The following is a 17194-nucleotide window of genomic DNA, read 5'->3' on the forward strand; positions in this document are numbered from 1 at the left end:
TCTGGTCGCCGATGTGATAAGGCAGTTCTTGTGGCCGTCCGGGTTCTCATCAAGGGACACGTCCGCTTGCAAAAGGAGCATGAGACGAAGCCCGCTCCAGAAACCTGCGGGGCTTGCCCGCTAGAGTGCACTACCGGGTATCCGGCCATAACCGCTCCGTTCGCTGAGCGAAGAATGCGGATATGCCGTCAACGCTGAAGGAGGGGTAATGCAGTCTCGCCGCCATCGTCTGCAGAATGGCCAAGTTGGATTATCTACGCCGCACCTTGGCGGTGCCATCCCTCTGCTTCTTGAAACGATGATGGGGGTGCGGTGAAAGGCCCCTTATTCCAACAGGAGCGGTTGCACGCCCGGCGGGTTTGCGCAAATCGGCGCGAACTGGACAAGTCCCGCGCCAAAAACCTCGTCCGGCCCTTCATCGCCAAGATCCAATGCGGCGTCGCGCAGGAATGATTTGACCTCCGCCACCGCCATGTCGGGTTGCTCTGACATCAGGATCGCCGCCGCCGCCGTGGCGAAGGGGGCGGCAAAGGAGGTGCCCGTTTTCGTGCGAACCCCTCTGATCGAGGCCGCGGTCCAGACCTCGACGCCGGGGGCCGCAAGATCGACGTGGGGTCCACGCCCGGCGCGCCGATACACCCGGCCCGAGGCATCCACGGCCGTGACGGTCAGGACGGGATCATAGGCGCCGGGAAAAACCGGCGCGGCGCGCGGGCCGTCATTGCCTGCTGCTGACACGATCAGAATCTGCGCATCACTCAGCCGCGCCACCATCTGCTCCAGCAGCGCGTTGTGCGGGCCCGCGAGGCTCATGTTGATGATCCTGACCTCTGCTGCCGCCAGTTTGTCCATGGCCTGCACGAGATTGAAGACGTCGCTGCGTTCGTCGCGCCCGGCGGTATAGAAGGCATCGATGGCAATCAGCTTTGCTTCGGGCAGTAGCCCATGGGCGCGTCCCTGGCGGGAGGCAACAAGGATTGCGGCTACGGCGGTGCCATGTTGCGCACCCGATCCCGCTTTCTGGCCGGTATCGAAGTCCAGCACAGAGAGCTGGCTACCGACAAAGGCCTCGTGGTCCGGGTTGATGTCGGTGTCGATCAGGCCGATGGGCACGACCGCCTGACTGCAGGAGGCCAGAGACGACGTGGGTGGTTTCCAACTGATCAGGTCGAAGGTGGCGCAGTGCAGACCTTCGCATTGCGGCGTGATGCCCTCGCTCATCCGGTAGAAATGATTGAAGTCCGCCGCCTGACCGGTCGGAAGCTCGCGTATCGTGTCCAACGCGGCCTCCAACGATGTCCCCGGCGGCACGCGCAACCGTCGGATGGTGCTGTCCAGGGCGCCAATCTCCGCGACCTGCAGCACCTGATATCCAAGCGCGGTCAACGCATCGAGGTCGCTCTGCGCCAGATCAAGAACAACGATCTCGTCAGTGGCGCGGTCCGGCAGGGGTTGCGGCGCCGGTCTCTGGGCTGCGCGGGGCTGAGGGGTGCGGCCAAAAATCCGGTCGAGCAGATTGCCGCCCGGGTTTGCCTGACGCGGCGATCTGTCGCTTCCCTGTTCCGAACGGCTTCCCCGGTCCCTGTCGTCATCATCGTCGTCATCATCGCTATCACCACCATTGTCGCTGTCCCCGTTATCACTATCGCCATCATCGTCATCGGCGAGGGCGATTGAATAATAGGGACCATACGGTGAGACAATCGGCAGGGCCGTCACAAGCAGAAGGGTCAATGCGAACCGAAATAGTGACTTTGACATTCGGGGCCTCCTTGTGAGTCGCAATTTGCATGTTTGGACAGCCAAAGACCGCAAGTTATTGCGCCGCGCTTCCTGATTGCAATAAAGGTAACGGCACACCCAGCGGAATATTCCATTCTTTAACGAGAGAGAAAATAACAATGGTGTCAGATACCTTTGCAGATGACATCATCGCATTTCTCCCCAACCTCAGGCGCTTTGCGATCTCGCTGTGCAGATCACCGGACACGGCGGATGATCTTGTCCAGATCACAGTTGAACGCGCCTTTGCCGCGCGTCACCAGTTCGACCCGGACACCCGCCTTGAGGCATGGCTGTTTCGGATTCTGCGCAATGCCTGGATCGACATGACGCGCCGCACCAAGACACGGGGCACGCAGATTGACATAGAGGATGCGCCCGATGCCAGCACGGTGGACGGCACCAAGGTAACAGAAACCGCGTTGATGTTGAAATCCGCCAAGGCGGCGATTGAAACGCTGCCCGAAGCCCAACGCGATGTCATGATGCTGATCTGCGTTGAAGAGATGAGTTACAAAGAGGCCGCAGAGGTTCTGGACACGCCGGTTGGCACCGTTATGAGCCGTCTTGCCCGTGCGCGGCTGGCGGTTGCGAAAAAGTTGGGAATAAACACCGACACCGCGCGTTCTTCTGGCAGTCAAGGAGACAGCTGAGATGCAAAAGCCTGAATTTACAGATGAAGAATTGATGGCCTACGCTGACGGCGAATTGGCGGAAGAGCGGGCCTCGGCGCTGGATCTCGCGCTGGCCGAGAGCGTTGATCTGGCAGATCGCCTCGCGCTGTTCGTCGATACCAAGATGGTCGCGAAAGATGCCTGGGAGCCGGTGCTGCAAGAACCTGTGCCGGAATACCTTGTACAACGAGTTCGCGACCTTGCCGCTGCTGATGAGGGTACGCACGAAGCCGCCGGTGATACAGTTGTCGCCTTCCCGCAAAATGCACGGCCAGAGGCGGCAACACCTATTTGGAAACTGCCGCTGGCGGCGGGTCTGGCACTTGCGGTGGGTCTTGGCGCAGGATTGATGCTGTCTCAGGATACAGGTGGCGGTTTCGGCAGTATCGAGATTGCTGCGCTGACGGATCGTCAGGTTATCGCCGCTTTGGACACGCTGCCTTCGGGGGAAGATACGCAGTTGGAGAATGGCGCACGTATTGCTCCGATTGCGACTTTTTTTGATGGGGCGCAAACGCTGTGCCGTGAGTTTGAGTTTGACCGTGCAGATGGGATGACAATCGTATCCGTCGCGTGCCAGAGAAATGGCGCGTGGGATGTGCAGATGGCCGTTGCGGCTGCTGCAGCGACTGATACCGGATATGCGCCAGCGTCGTCGCTGGATACCTTGGATGCATATCTTACGGCCAACGATGCAGGTCCTCCCCTTGATTTGGAAGCTGAGGCAGCGGCACTAGAGGCGCTGCGCTGAACCCGCGGCCTTTCAAGCTGGCGATGAGGTAAGTCCACCCTAGCGGGTGGATTTTACTTTTTTAAAACAATACATTAAGTATTCATTTTCCGTTCATTATCTGTTGTCGAACCATTCATCCCGACGACAGGATACAGACAATCACTCTGCCTAAATTGATCCTCAGACACACTAACCCAAGAGGATAACTGACATGACCGTTCACAACTTCGATTTCGACCTGACAATGCTGCACCTGACCGCGAAATGGGCTTTCACGACCCGCCGTGTCAATCATGACGATGTGACCGGGCTGGATCCTGCCGTCGAGTTGGGTGTTGCTGGAGACTTGCTGCTGTGTGAAATTACACAAGTCAATCAGCATCAGAAAATTCAGCTGGCCAGCGGCCGCGCGTCCACCAGTTACGTTGGCGACAAGGTTGTTCTGTGTATCGGCGATCGCTATGCGCCGGATCAATTCGAAGGTGCCGCACGTGTTACGGCTGCAGGCGCTGACTTGCTTGCCGGGGGCGGCGTGGTTGGTAGCATGGAACATGCACATGACCGGATGATGGCACCCACCAAGCTCCGTCCGATTGGTTTGTTGACAGACCGCACAGGCGAGGTGATCAACATCGCGCGTTACGGATTGCCAGCAGCAACTATCCCTGACCATGTGACTGTCATTGGGGTCTTCGGTGCCTCAATGAATGCTGGCAAAACAACTGCCGCAGTCAGCTTGGCACATGGCCTCTCGCAAGCTGGTTTCAGCGTGGCCGGGGTCAAAGCAACAGGGACTGGGGCGTTCAGCGATTTCAACGCGTTCGAAGATGCTGGTGTCAGTGCCATGGATTTTACGGATGCAGGCATGCCCACAACCTACCGGATGCCCATGGACCGGGTCGAGCAGGGGTTCGACACTCTGGTCGGCACAGCAGCAGCAAATGGCGCGGATATCGTGGTTGTGGAAATCGCAGATGGTGTTTTCCAACAGGAAACCCAAGAAATTCTGGCCGGATCGTCCATTTGTGAGCGTATGGATGGTATCCTCTTTGCGACACCTGATGCGTTGGGTGCGGTTGGTGGAGCCCGGGTATTGGCTGACTACGGTTTGCGGTCTTTCGCGATGTCAGGCAAGCTCACGCAGTCGCCTCTCGCGACGATGGAGGCCGAAAAAGCAACTGGCATCCCCGCTCTTTCCCGGACCGATTTGTGCACACCGTCGAAGGTGATGGCTGTCGCCGAGAGCGTTTTGCGCGTCTCAACCGTCCAGCGGGCGGGAACACCGATGGTGATCGAAGAGATGACTGCCGCATGACCAAGACTGCTATGCTGAAAAGAAAGGGCCGCATGTTTCATGCGGCCCTTGTTGCGGATAACATGGTCGCGACAGAGCCTGCCGTCTTTCATGAGGTGTTTGCAGCATCGGGGAAAGGGTCGGCGCACATAACGCAAAACATGTTCGCCGCTTTGCCTGGAACGCTAAGGAGAAGAGTATGAGTATTGCCAATCTGCTACGCATCCTTGCGGCAATCATGCTGATCGTGGCGCTGAGCGGATCTGCGCTCGCGTATTGGACGGCGCAGCGGGCCGCATTTTACAACGAACGGATCAATCTGGCGCATGAATCCTATGAGGTTCATCTGCAGTTGAGCGGCAATACCTATCAATTGTTCAAGCAATATGGCGATGCCATGCTGATCGGAGATCGTGACAAGGGCAGGGGAGAGGCCGAGTTAATCCGGTTGATCCGGGAAAACATCCGCTCGATCCGATACCTGATCGGACGGGAGATCGAACTGGTTGGAGATGAAGAGGTCGAAGAACTTGAGTTGCTTTCCCAGATCGAGCGTAAGATCGAAGGCCTGATCACACGTTTCGAAATTGTTCGCACTGACACTGCATTTGACCGGTTTGAACGCAATTGGACCGGTCTGTCGGTCATGTTGGACGACGAGATCGACCGTGATTTTCATTCAATGATCAACGCCGCCCTTGACGAAGAATTGGAGGAGGTCGAGGCAACCCGCGCAGCGGCAGACAAGCACCTGCAAACCGCCAATTCGGTGGCATTTTTTCTTGTATTACTGGCGTTGAGTGTCTCTGCCGGGGCCTTGTGGATCTACACGCGGCAGATCCTGCGCCCCATGAGCCATCTCATGGAGGGTGTCAGCGCATTGGCCGAAGGCAAATTCGGGCAGCGTATTGCATTGAAAGGGCGTAGCGAAATTTCTGCGATTGGCGGGGTGATGAACACCATGGCGGCCATGGTCGAAGCCCGCACGAAATCCTTGACCTCGCAAAACACCGAGTTGGAAGAAGCCGTGCGTAGCAGAACGGCAGAACTGGAAAGCCTGCTTACAAAATCGCGGGTCGCCGAAGACGCGCGCCGCCAGATGCTCGCCGACGTCAGCCATGAGCTACGCACCCCGCTGACCATCATTCAGGGGGAAAGCGATGTGGCGCTGCGCGGTGCGGACAAGACGGTCGAGGAATATCGCGAGGCGCTGCGGCGCACGCGCGAGACGGCCAGGCATACGAACCTGCTGGTAAATGACCTGCTGTTCATTTCGCGCGAAGAGGCCGGGCAAACTCGCCTCAAGCTAGAACGGGTTGATCTTAAGCAGTTGTTGTCTGACACGGTCGGCGTTTTTGGACCGGAGATACCGGTTATCACTGATCTCGAGACGGCGGAGGTGTCGGTGGATGTGTCGCGCGTTCGGCAATGCGTTGCGGCCATGATCCAGAACGCCCGCCGTTACGGCGGGCCCGAGATTATCGTCCGCTTGGTGCGGATGGCAACCGGTTACCGCGTCTGTGTGGAAGATGACGGCCCAGGCCTTCCAGATGACGAGAAAGAGAAGGCTTTCGAGCGGTTCTTCCGCGGATCGAACGCCGCGGACCAATACGAAGACGGGGCAGGTCTTGGCCTGCCGGTGGTGCGTTCCATAGCCCGTGCGCATGGCGGAAACGCGCTTTTGCAGGACCGGGATGGCGGCGGACTCTCGAGCATTATGGAACTGCCAGTCTCCACGCCCTTGCGGGTTGTATCGCAATCCTGACAGTTTTGCGGCGCGCGTTTGGTTCGAGAAATTAATCGGGAATAAAGTGATAGCCCTAGCCGTTTGTCTTTCACAGGGCGAGAGCAACGCGCCCGAAAGACAGCAAGAAGGCGCATTGGCTATGAATATCCTGTTGATCGAAGACGAATTGCGGGTGGCAGACTTTATCCGTCGTGGTTTGAAGGCCGAAGGATGGGTTGTCGAGCATGCAGGTGACGGCGAGACTGGTCTGGACATCATCCGGGACCGAAAATTCGATGTCATCATCCTCGATCTCATGCTACCCGGCATCAGTGGTCAGCAGGTCTGTCAAAAACTGCGCGCCCGGTTGAACAAAACGCCCGTGATGATGCTGACGGCATTGGACAGCACCGATGAACGTGTCTCCGGCTTGCGTCTGGGGGCCGATGATTACCTGCCCAAACCGTTCGATTTCGATGAACTGATTGCGCGGGTGTCCGCCTTGCACCGCCGTGCGACCGGATACGCCAGCAATGGCGACGAGGGCAAGCTGCAGCATCAGGGGTTGGTCTATGACAGCGCCGCCATGGTGCTGACGGTAGACGGTGTGGTGGTTGAGCTATCCGCCAAGGAACGGGAACTGATCGCCATTCTTATGGCCAGCAAGAACAAGGCCCTCAGCCGAGAACGCATTCTGAATTCCGTCTGGGGCACACATGAGGACCCGATGACCAACGTCGTTGATGTTTACATCGGTCGGTTGCGTAAGAAGCTCGGCCCGTACGGTCAACTCATCGCAACGGTGCGCGGGGCCGGTTATCGGTTCGGGTAAGCCCGTGTCGAGATGCCAAGCCTGTGCATAGTTCTGTTCAGGTACAAAGCTCACGCTGGCGCCTTGCCAGGTTACGGGCCATTCTCTTCGGGTTTGTCACGGGATGCTGTCTGCTGTGGCTTCCCTATTCATCCGAATAGAAAATGGGCGTGCCGTGAAGACGAGGGGTGCGCTTCAAGGCATGCCGCCGCCGGACATCAGCGATTGATCGCGAGGTTTATCAATACTTCGTCTGGCGTGCCCGTTTGCGCGATGCGCCCGTCTTCAATGACCCAAAGGACGTCCATCATTTTCGCAATTTGCATGTTGTGTGTGATCAGAATCGTTGTCGCCTCGCATCCGTGCACAAGGGTCCGCACCAGTTCCGGGCCTTCCTGATCCAAGGCATCGTCAGGTTCATCCAACAGCATCAGGCGTGGGTTGGACAGCGCTGCACGGGTCAGAAGCACCCTGCGGATTTCGCCCGCAGATAGATTGCGACCGCCTTCCGACACCGTGCCGTCCAGCCCACCTAGGCGGGAGATAACTTTGCCAAGTCCGAAGGTCTTGGCCTGGCGCACAATATCCGCGTCCGCCGGGCGCCCCTGAACACCCATGGTCAGCGCGCGGCGCAGCGATCCCTTCAGGATTGGGGATCTCGTACCAATCAGGGCAATCATCTGGCGGCGTTCCCGGGTGGTCAGTGCCGCAGGTGAGATGTCTCCAAACATCACGGTGCCGGATGTTGGATGTTCAAGCCCTGCGGCGAGGCTGAGTAGCGTGGATTTGCCAGCACCGTTTGCGCCAACAATCCCGATCCGTTGCCCCGGCAATGCCGTGGCACTGATCGTTGAGAGCCCGCCTGCAGAGACATCGGAAAACATCAGAGCAGGTGGTGCATCTGGCACGGTAACATCCGTGGACCTGTCAATCTCAAGCTTGGGCACATTCAGCAGATTGAGACATTTCTCGCGGGCGTTTTGCCATGCACGATGCCGGTCCCAAACGCTTGCGAGGTCTCGCATAGGCTGGATCATCAAGCCAACAGCGGCCAGGCAACCGGCCGCTTCTGCGGCAGGCAACCCACGATGCAATGCCACGCTAAACACACTCGCAGCCGCGATGCCGGAGACGATGTCAGGTATCGCGCGCAGCAAAGCGGCCCCTTTCGCCCGTTCAAGGGCAGCGTCGACCAGTTTTTCCGTCTTCACTTCGAGCCGCCGGGTTTCAGTCTGGATACGTCCTAAAAGCCGCAGTTCAGGGGCATGCGGAATGCGCTCGCTCATATCTGCCGCCAATCTCGCGCGTCGGGCGCGCAACCGCTTGTGCGCGGGACCAAGCCTCGGTCCCAGAACACTGGAAAACAGCAATCCAATGACGATTGGAATCGTAGCAGCCAATCCAATCTCGAAATTCATGTAAAAGAGGACCCCCGTTGCCACAGGCAGAACGACCAGCGCCGAGATCAGCCGGGCCAATCCCATACTGATCCAGGCTCGGACGGCGGTCAGATCACCCACGAACCTGAGCGCCAAAGACCCGTTGCGCCGTGCAGCGACATCGCGCGCGGACACGCGCGCCATATGTTTGAAAAGCGTGATGCGGAGTGAGGCGGCATAGTTCTGTCCAACTCTTTCGGCGACCAAGCGTTCGGAAAATCTGAAGGCGCCAATTGCTGCACCGGTCAGAGCGATCAGGAAGAGGGAGCCTAGTGGCAAGGAAGGCGGCATTTCGCGAAAAGCGAGAAATACATCACGGGTTGCGAAGGCTGCGAGACCGGTGGCGATCGCCTGCCCCAAAGCCAGACCGGTGAGCAGCATGAGGCTGCGATTGCGCCCTTCGCCCATGATTTTCGGAAGCGAGCTCATCCTGTGGCCTCCATGACGTTCAGCGGTGTTGCGCTGGATTTTGCATGACACATCTGCCGTTGTTTCGCTGTGCATGTGCCGCTGCAGGATGTGACAGGCCACTGGTGCGACGGTAGATCGGGGATCACGATCCGGTCGAGCTCCCCCTTGGTTACGCAGGTCTGAAAGTCATGGCCGCAGCCTTTCAGCTCATGCAGTGTGATCTGGGGCGCCACTTTCATATCAATAGCTGTGGTGTGCACGGTTTCTGCCCACCTTTTGGCGCGGTCCAGTCGGTTCAGGCCCTGTTGTGCGTCGATTGCAGCGCCGCTGCGCGTATTCTTGTCCCGCACACAGTCGTTTTCGCCAACACAGACACGGATGGGCAATGCGAGAAACCTGTCCAGTTTCGCGATCAGGCAGTAGCTCCATTCGTCCGGATGCTCGGGGCGTGGCCAAAGCCCGTAAGGATAGGGCGCATTGTCAGGGAAAGTGTACCACCCCGGCGACGCAATGCTGAGGTGAGAGACCCGATCCGGGTGCAGCATTGCAAAGCGGTGAACAAACTGCGCACCCCCCGAAAAGCCGAAGAGATCGATTTTTTCCGTTTTAACGACGCCCTCGTTCCTCAGCGCCAGAACCAGATCCAGCAAGGCGAGATCGGCGCGGCCGCACAGGAACGCCTGTTGATATCCGAGCCAGTTGGCCTTGTCGAAAACCGGGGCAATCACGGGTTGCCCCAAAGCCGCAGCCCGTTTCCCGAACAGATCCGCCTGAAGCTTGGCACCGCGACGGATACCGTGAACCGCGATCAGCGGCGGCATATCCGGCGCGATGTTGTGGGGGAGCGCCATCCAGCAGTCCAATTCGCCCGGGCCTTTCCCAGACCGGAAAACCAGTCGGTGAGACGGGGTTTGGGGGGTAAGAGTGTTTAAATCGATGCACATGGTAACGCTCCCAATTTCTGGTGGTTCAGGCGGCCGTGCCCAGAACTTCCTCGGCGAGGTGACGGGGCAACATGTCAAAGATCATGTGGATACGGTCCTGATCCCCGTCGTTGTTGGCTTCGTGCATCTGGTCGTTGTCGAACCACCAGAGCTCGCCCTGTTTCATGCGCACTTCTTCGTCGCCCGCCTTCATCCAGGATCCAAGCGCGGAGTTCAGCACGAAATGGTAGCGGTTGCGAACACGGTAATACTGTCCCCGGTCGATATGCGGGTAGACGCGTTTTCCGGCGGGCAGGCAGACGATTTTCCCCTGGCCCAGGATGCTGTCCTGCTCTCGCGCGAAGTCCTCCAGAAACGCACGTGCCAGCGGGTAGTTCTGCGATCCGGTGGTCCATCTGCTTTCATGCACGTCGCACCGTTTGCGACCGCCGATGGCCGATTTGCGCAGACCGCGCAGCGGGATGGCCTTGGCCTCGCGTTGCACGGCGATCTTGTCCTGTCTGCCCGTGGACGCGTCCCAGGCATTTGCGACGCCGTTGATCTCGTCAAGAAACGGGGTCGGATCTATCTCGGATTTGAGCCGTTTGAAGTATTGCATTTCATGTCCTCTCTGGGGTCGCTTGGGGTTGTCAGTTTCACCTTCGCACCCGCCTGTTGACCCGAAGGTTGTTCGGCGGGTATGTGGTGAGGATGAGAGGCTCGACCTGTTTTTTCAATCAAGATATTGATTTTAATAATAAATTTATAATCGCTTAACCGAGGCTTCATCGAATTTTCATCTGACTTTCAGGACAGGCGTGTTTCAGTGTGTTTCAGGAGGAAACTGCGATTGTGGTTGCTCTGTCTTGGTCGGTTTTGAGAATCGATTGGGGCAGTTCTCAGGGTGCGGGGATGGTGGCGCGAGGCGTCTGCTAAACGTAGCCAGGATCCTTTAGGCCTTGCGCCAATGCGACCAGAAAAACTGGTTCTAAAAGGTCAGTTCGGATGCGATGAATAAGGCGCTTTGAGAAGAAGTCCGGCAGACTGGGGTGTGGATCAGGTCAGCCCGGCATTTGATTTCAGCAGGAATTGCGACCAGATCGGCCCGCATGCCGCGCCGATTTCGCGCGCCTTATGCCCAATTTCTCCGGCTTCGATCTGCGGGGGGATGAGACCGCGCGTGTCTTGATTTGAGATATAGCGCCGGGTCCGTTCGACCAGCGTGCGCTTGACGTCCGCAGGTAGGCCGCCGTCGATGAGAATGGCTTCGAAATCGATCACGGCACAGGTCGAGAGTGCAGCCTTTGCAAGCTCCTGCGCGGTCTGCCTGATCCACGGTTCGACGTAGCGTTCGTAAGGGCTCCAGTCGCCGCTGGTCCACAGGGCGCTGGGGTCGAGCCCCACCTCCGCCAGTCGCGCCTCCAGCAGATGAATCGAGGCGATGTCGATCAATTGACGGCTTTCCCCATTCGGGCCGACGCTGCGCAAAGACCCCAGCGCGCCCGCGTTGCCCTGATGTCCTTCGAACACCGAATGATCGAGCACAACGCCGCCGCCGACAAAGGCCGCGACGAAAAAATATGCGTAGTCGCGGAACTCTTTCCCCCGTCCGTAGACATGTTCCGCCCGGCAGGCGGCAGTGGCATCATTGACGATGTGAACCGGTAAATCCGAGAACTCGGCGACTTCCTCGCGAAAGCTGACATCCTGCCACAGCGCGAACTCCTCTGCGCTGGCGCCCACCATCTCGTGCCAGTTCCACAGCTCGAATGGGGCTGCAATCCCAATGCCGCAAATCCTGTCCTGAAGCTTCTGAGGCAAAACACCAACCAGATCTGCGCAGCCGTCGCGGAGAAATGCGAAGATTTCATCTGGCAGGGGATACTGAAACCCGATGCTGCGTTCGGCGCGCACAACGCCGGTGAAATCCATCAGGATGATCTTGGCATTGCGTCGTCCGATTGTGACCCCGATTGAAAACGCGCCATCGGGCGCCAACCGCATCGGGACCGAGGGCTTTCCGACCTTGCCGCGCACGGGCTTTCCGCGCTGGAGCAGGCCGTCCTTTTCGAGTTTTCGCAGGATGACAGAAACGGTCTGTGGCGACAGACCGGCAAGCCGCGCGAGATCGCTGCCCGGCAGGGGGCCGTTGCGCTGCAGCATCGACAGAAGCAGACGTTCATTGTGGTTTCGCAATCCGCTCTGGTTCACGCCGCCACTGAGAGTTCTGATCTTGGACCCATCCATGGACACAGGCCTTACACGCAAAGTTACACGTGAAAGATACGTCGTGCTGAATTAATAAATCAAGTTTATTTATTTATTGACCCTGTTCCGAGAATCGGTTTTGTTGAACCGAGTTCCGCTTAATTGGATCTATCGTCTGGGAGGACATCATGAAAAAACTACTCGCAACAACTGCTGTCGCCATGACTGCACTGTCCGGTGCGGCATTTGCAGATGGTCATGCCGTGACCGCGTGCCTGATTACGAAAACAGACACAAATCCGTTCTTTGTCAAAATGAAGGAAGGCGCCGAAGCCAAGGCGGCAGAGTTGGGCATGACGCTCAAATCCTTTGCTGGTAAAGTCGACGGTGACCATGAAACGCAGGTCGCTGCGATCGAGACATGTATTGCCGATGGCGCAAAAGGCATCTTGCTGACGGCGTCTGACACATCCTCCATCGTTTCCTCTGTGCAGCAGGCGCGGGATGCTGGTTTGGTTGTCATTGCCCTCGACACACCCCTCTCTCCCATTGATGCAGCGGATGCGACGTTTGCCACGGACAACTTTTTGGCGGGCGAGTTGATCGGCAAATGGGCCGCTGCCAAGCTTGGCGATGAGGCCGCAAATGCAAAGATCGGGATGCTTGATCTTGCCGTATCGCAGCCGACCGTCGGCGTGCTGCGGGATCAGGGATTCCTGCAAGGTTTCGGCATTGATATCGGCGATCCGAACAAATGGGGGGACGAGACTGACCCCCGGATTGTCGGCAACGATGTCACGGCGGGGAATGAAGAGGGTGGTCGCAAGGCGATGGAAAACCTTTTGGCGAAGGACCCGGAAATCAATGTCGTCTACACCATCAACGAGCCTGCCGCGGCGGGGGCCTATGAGGCACTCAAATCCATCGGCCGCGAAAACGACGTGCTGATCGTTTCCGTCGATGGCGGCTGCCCCGGCGTGGCCAACATCAAGGACGGTGTGATCGGTGCGACATCTCAACAGTACCCGCTGCTGATGGCCTCCAAGGGCGTTGAAGCCATCGCGGCCTGGGCGAAGGACGGCACCAAGCCTGCACTGACGCCGGGCAAAGACTTCTTTGACACGGGCGTCGCACTGGTCACGGATGAACCCGTGGAGGGTGTCGAGAGCATCGATACAGTCGAGGGCACAAACCTCTGCTGGGGCTGACGTCGAGCGCCTTACATGTCTAAACTAAGAAGAGGGGCGGCTCAGAGCGCCCCTTTTTACCAAGGGAGAGGGAAGAAATGTCACGCGCAGAGATGACAGAAGACGGGGTCGCCCGGTTCGACGACCCACACCGCGGTCTTATTGGGACGCTGCAACACTGGCTGCATATCAACCCGGCTCTGGTGCCGCTGATCGTTCTGGTGGCATCGGTTGTTGTCTTCGGCCTGCTCCTGGGATCTAAATTCTTCTCGCCTTTTGCCCTGACGCTGATCTTGCAGCAGGTGCAGATCGTTGGCATCGTCGCGGCGGCGCAATCGCTGGTCATCCTGACGGCAGGTATTGATCTGAGTGTGGGCGCGATTGCTGTCATCTCATCCGTCATCATGGGGCAGTTCACCTTTCGTTATGGCCTGCCGGTCGAGGTTGCCGTCGCCTGCGGCCTGATTGCAGGGACCGCCATTGGATATGTGAACGGCTGGCTTGTGGCGGTGATGAAACTGCCGCCTTTCATCGTCACCTTGGGCATGTGGCAAATCGTGCTGGCCGCAAACTTCCTTTATTCCGCAAATGAGACGATCCGCAGTCAGGAAATCGCGTCCAACGCCGCCTTGCTGCAGCTGCTGGGCGCCAAGTTCAAAGTGGGCGGGGCGGTCTTCACGGTCGGTGTGCTCTTCCTGGTGGTGCTGGTCGTCCTGCTGGCCTATGTGCTGCGCCACACGGCCTGGGGGCGCCATGTCTATGCCGTTGGGGATGATCCCGAAGCTGCAGAGCTGTCTGGCGTGAACGTCAAGGGCACGCTCATCTCCGTCTACGCTGTGGCCGGGCTGATCTGTGGTTTCGCCGGTTGGGCCCTGATTGGACGGATCGGATCAGTTTCGCCCACATCGGGACAATTGCTGAACATCGAAAGCATCACGGCGGTGGTGATCGGGGGCATTTCGCTCTTCGGGGGGCGCGGCTCCATTCTGGGCACCTTCTTCGGTGCATTGATCGTGGGCGTCTTTACCCTTGGCTTACGCCTGATGGGGGCGGACGCACAGTGGACCTACCTGTTGATTGGCGTGCTCATCATCGCGGCGGTTGCCGTGGACCAATGGATCAGAAAGGTGGCCGCATAATGGAACCCATTCTCAAAGGACGTGGTCTGGTAAAGCGCTACGGCAAGGTGACGGCGCTGGACCATTGCGATTTTGATCTGATGCCGGGTGAAATCCTGGCTGTGATTGGCGACAACGGTGCGGGTAAATCTTCCCTGATCAAGGCGGTATCCGGTGCGGTCATCCCGGACGAGGGGCAGGTTTTTCTGGAAGGTCAGCAAATCAGTTTCCGGTCGCCCATTCAGGCGCGCGAAGCAGGGATCGAGACGGTCTACCAGACGCTCGCGATGTCGCCCGCGCTCTCAATTGCGGATAACATGTTCATGGGCCGCGAGATCCGTCGCCCGGGCATCGTGGGCAAGTGGTTCCGCAAGCTGGATCGCCCCAAGATGGAACGTCTGGCGCGGGAAAAGCTGAGCGAGCTTGGGTTGATGACCATTCAGAATATCAACCAGGCGGTTGAGACGCTGTCCGGCGGGCAACGCCAGGGGGTGGCGGTTGCGCGGGCAGCGGCCTTTGGATCCAAGGTGATTATTCTCGATGAACCCACAGCGGCGCTTGGCGTCAAGGAATCCCGCAAGGTGCTGGAACTCATTCAGGATGTGAAGTCCCGCGGCATTCCGATCATTCTGATCAGCCATAACATGCCGCATGTCTTTGAAGTCGCTGACCGAATTCACGTGCACCGGTTGGGAAAGCGGCTCTGTGTCATCAACCCCAAGGACTACACGATGTCCGACGCCGTTGCTTTCATGACGGGGGCGAAAGATGCGCCTGCGGAAGCCGTCGACGCGTAATCGCTATAGGTAGTCGTCGCTCACGCGCATCTGACAGAAGCGCTAGGGGCGTCTGTCCGCGTGTCCCGCTTTTGGCTGACACGCCCGGGGCCCTATGACCCCGGGGCGGAGAGCCTGTCATTCGAGCTCAATCTCCATTTGTCGCATCGAGCGCCCGTACCCACCCGCAGTCAGGCTTGTGATCGCTCCGGTTGTATCAAGCGTCAGATCGACCATGATTGTGCTTGGTGAAGCCGGGGTCATGAAATCACCCTGATCGATGGTCATATGGGTCTCTTTGATGCCCATGACATCGTAGAGAAAACATCCCAGCGGGCCAGCGGCCATACCCGTAGCAGCTTCTTCCGGGATTGCGTATCGCGGGGCAAACATCCGCGTCGTCGCGTGGCTCGAAGAAGAAGGCGACATCGCAAATACATAGTAGCCGATGAGGTCGAGTTTGTCGCTGATCGCGCTGATTGCGTCCAGGTCTGGTGTAATCCCGGCGAGAACGTCTTCATTCTTGACCGGAACAACCACGAAACTGTTCCCGGTATTGACTAACTGGGGGTCAACGCCCTCCATCATGTCGGCCTCGCCGAGCCCCAGGGAGCGCAGTACATCCGGGAGCGAGACACCCTTGCCTGACCATTGTGCGGGTGTTTCATAAGAGGGAGCGATCTGCTCCATAAAGGCTTGCTCGCCCTTGATGATGATCTTGCGTGGACCATCGACCGTCATCTTTGACGTTTCGCCTTCAGCAACGGCACCGGTCTCGGCCATATGCGCAAAGGCGGCGATTGTCGCGTGACCGCAATGCGCAATACGGCGGTTCGGTGTGAAGAAGTCCAACCTAAACCCGGCTTCATCAGAGCTGGACACGAATGCCGTTTCTGACAGGCCAATCTTTGCCGCAATTTGCAACATGTCTTCATCGGTTAGATGATCTGCATCGAAGACTACGCCAGCAGGATTTCCACCCGTTCCGTTTTTGACGAAGCCATTGACGATGTGGGCAGTCACTTTTGTCTTCTCATCTGTTATGTTCATGGTACCTTCCTCAGGTGGATAGTTATGCCCATCTATAAAAGGAGTTTGCGTGAAAATGGATCATATATTAATGAGCTATTTTCATGAAAAGAACTAATCAGAAATCTGTTCGGAAACTTGCAGCGGCGGCGCCAACCGTTGCGGCCGTGTCTCGGACAATGAGCTTTACGCAGGCGGCGCATGAGCTGGGCGTCCATCAGTCCGCCATCAGTCATAAAATCAACGCTCTCGAGGAAGACCTGGGGTTCGCTCTCTTCACGCGTACCACGCGAAACGTGACGCCAACGCTGCAAGGTGGGCCAGTTTGCGCGGCTTGTGAAAGCGCAACGGATGCGCTGGAACACGCCTTGGATGCCGTCCTTCGCATTCAGCAGCGCGACGGGGCAACTCTGTCCCTCTCTTCATCTCTTGCAATGAAATGGGTCGTGCCCGCCATGACGCGCGCTCAGGCGAGTGGTTTGAAACTGACGCTCAACGTAGATGACGAGCTAACGGAGTTTGGCCCGAGCAGCGCATCAAATGCTGCGATCCGCTTCGGCCCGGGCCCATACCCCGGTTTGTACGCGACCGTGCTGTCAAGTTGCTTTGCCATCCCCGTATCCAGCGGCAGCTTGGCATCATCCTTGATGAGCGGCGAGCGCCGCGCGGTGCTGTTACGGGATACGCGCGCCGAGATGGACGATCCCGACAACTCGTGGGAGCAGTATCTTGGGGCTGAAAGATATGGAGAAGGTCCCTTTGACACCTCTGTGACATTCGAGCGTACGGATGTTGCGATACAGGCGGCCATAGGTGGTATGGGACATGCGCTTGCCCGCAGCTTGCTCTTCGAAAGTGATCTGGAGGCTGGTTTGCTCGTCAACTCCGGGCCACCCAAATCAGTTGCGTCCAAATACTGGTTGGTTACCACATATGATTTTGCGCAGACCGATGCATTTGAAAAGCTGTCTAGCTGGCTGGCTGCTGAAGTGCGCCTGAGCAAGCAGCTTTTCAGCAAGCACCGTTCGGAGAGATACTCCGGGAGCAGTCTTTGACCCCAATGCCTACCGAGCGATCGTCTTA

At 58.0% G+C, this 17194-nt stretch carries 15 protein-coding genes; 9 read left to right on the forward strand and 6 right to left on the reverse strand.

The genetic code is table 11. The features are described 5' to 3' along the window. Positions 1 to 324: 324 nt before the first annotated feature. On the reverse strand, positions 325 to 1761 hold the full coding sequence (locus Q1A07_RS19135; RefSeq protein ID WP_299783632.1) for a S8 family serine peptidase: 1437 nt from the start codon (positions 1759 to 1761) through the stop codon (positions 325 to 327). A 140-nt stretch (positions 1762 to 1901) separates the two neighbouring features. On the opposite strand from Q1A07_RS19135, the gene Q1A07_RS19140 reads away from it, so the two are divergent. From Q1A07_RS19140 to Q1A07_RS19160, 5 genes are all read left to right on the forward strand, one after another. Beyond that, complete coding sequence (locus tag Q1A07_RS19140) at positions 1902 to 2435, forward strand: RNA polymerase sigma factor (protein WP_299783633.1); 534 nt, start codon at positions 1902 to 1904, stop codon at positions 2433 to 2435. A gap of 1 nt (position 2436) precedes the next feature. Then, positions 2437 to 3207 carry a hypothetical protein gene (locus Q1A07_RS19145; protein WP_299783634.1) on the forward strand — a complete coding sequence of 257 codons (771 nt, stop codon included), beginning with the start codon at positions 2437 to 2439 and terminating at the stop codon, positions 3205 to 3207. 193 nt (positions 3208 to 3400) lie between these two features. Next, positions 3401 to 4504 (forward strand): hypothetical protein, encoded by a 1104-nt coding sequence (locus Q1A07_RS19150; protein WP_299783635.1) that lies wholly within the window; start codon positions 3401 to 3403, stop codon positions 4502 to 4504. A gap of 178 nt (positions 4505 to 4682) precedes the next feature. Further along, positions 4683 to 6248, forward strand: coding sequence for a HAMP domain-containing sensor histidine kinase (locus Q1A07_RS19155; protein WP_299783636.1), 1566 nt, complete (start codon positions 4683 to 4685; stop codon positions 6246 to 6248). Positions 6249 to 6369: 121 nt separating this feature from the next. After that, positions 6370 to 7041, forward strand: a complete 672-nt coding sequence (locus Q1A07_RS19160) for a response regulator transcription factor (RefSeq protein WP_299783637.1) — start codon at positions 6370 to 6372, stop codon at positions 7039 to 7041. Between the two features lie 197 nt (positions 7042 to 7238). Here Q1A07_RS19160 and Q1A07_RS19165 read toward each other — a convergent pair whose 3' ends face one another. From Q1A07_RS19165 to Q1A07_RS19180, 4 genes are all read right to left on the reverse strand, one after another. Beyond that, entirely contained in the window at positions 7239 to 8888 is a 1650-nt protein-coding gene (locus tag Q1A07_RS19165) for an ABC transporter ATP-binding protein (protein ID WP_299783638.1), read from the reverse strand. Next, positions 8885 to 9721, reverse strand: a complete 837-nt coding sequence (locus tag Q1A07_RS19170; RefSeq protein ID WP_299783639.1) for an alpha/beta hydrolase — start codon at positions 9719 to 9721, stop codon at positions 8885 to 8887. Before Q1A07_RS19170 ends, Q1A07_RS19165 begins: the two co-directional genes overlap by 4 nt. Before the next feature lie 118 nt (positions 9722 to 9839). Then, a complete protein-coding gene (locus Q1A07_RS19175) occupies positions 9840 to 10412 on the reverse strand; it encodes an aspartyl/asparaginyl beta-hydroxylase domain-containing protein (protein ID WP_299783640.1) in 573 nt (190 codons plus the stop codon). 437 nt (positions 10413 to 10849) lie between these two features. Beyond that, on the reverse strand, positions 10850 to 12040 hold the full coding sequence (locus Q1A07_RS19180) for an ROK family transcriptional regulator (protein ID WP_299783641.1): 1191 nt from the start codon (positions 12038 to 12040) through the stop codon (positions 10850 to 10852). Between the two features lie 149 nt (positions 12041 to 12189). On the opposite strand from Q1A07_RS19180, the gene Q1A07_RS19185 reads away from it, so the two are divergent. The 3 genes from Q1A07_RS19185 (at position 12190) to Q1A07_RS19195 (ending at position 15103) form a co-directional block, all read left to right on the forward strand. Further along, positions 12190 to 13209 carry a sugar ABC transporter substrate-binding protein gene (locus Q1A07_RS19185; protein WP_299783642.1) on the forward strand — a complete coding sequence of 340 codons (1020 nt, stop codon included), beginning with the start codon at positions 12190 to 12192 and terminating at the stop codon, positions 13207 to 13209. 92 nt (positions 13210 to 13301) lie between these two features. Next, entirely contained in the window at positions 13302 to 14327 is a 1026-nt protein-coding gene (locus Q1A07_RS19190) for an ABC transporter permease (RefSeq protein ID WP_299783843.1), read from the forward strand. After that, positions 14327 to 15103, forward strand: a complete 777-nt coding sequence (locus tag Q1A07_RS19195) for an ATP-binding cassette domain-containing protein (RefSeq protein WP_299783643.1) — start codon at positions 14327 to 14329, stop codon at positions 15101 to 15103. Before Q1A07_RS19190 ends, Q1A07_RS19195 begins: the two co-directional genes overlap by 1 nt. A 117-nt stretch (positions 15104 to 15220) precedes the next feature. Here the strand turns inward: Q1A07_RS19195 and Q1A07_RS19200 are convergent, their stop codons facing one another. Continuing rightward, complete coding sequence (locus Q1A07_RS19200) at positions 15221 to 16132, reverse strand: PhzF family phenazine biosynthesis protein (protein WP_299783644.1); 912 nt, start codon at positions 16130 to 16132, stop codon at positions 15221 to 15223. 83 nt (positions 16133 to 16215) lie between these two features. On the opposite strand from Q1A07_RS19200, the gene Q1A07_RS19205 reads away from it, so the two are divergent. Beyond that, the gene (locus Q1A07_RS19205) at positions 16216 to 17166 is read left to right on the forward strand and encodes a LysR family transcriptional regulator (RefSeq protein WP_299783645.1); all 951 of its coding nucleotides are present in this window, start codon (positions 16216 to 16218) and stop codon (positions 17164 to 17166) included. Positions 17167 to 17194: the final 28 nt, after the last annotated feature.

This window comes from uncultured Roseobacter sp. (genome assembly GCF_947492555.1).
Classification (GTDB): domain Bacteria; phylum Pseudomonadota; class Alphaproteobacteria; order Rhodobacterales; family Rhodobacteraceae; genus Roseobacter.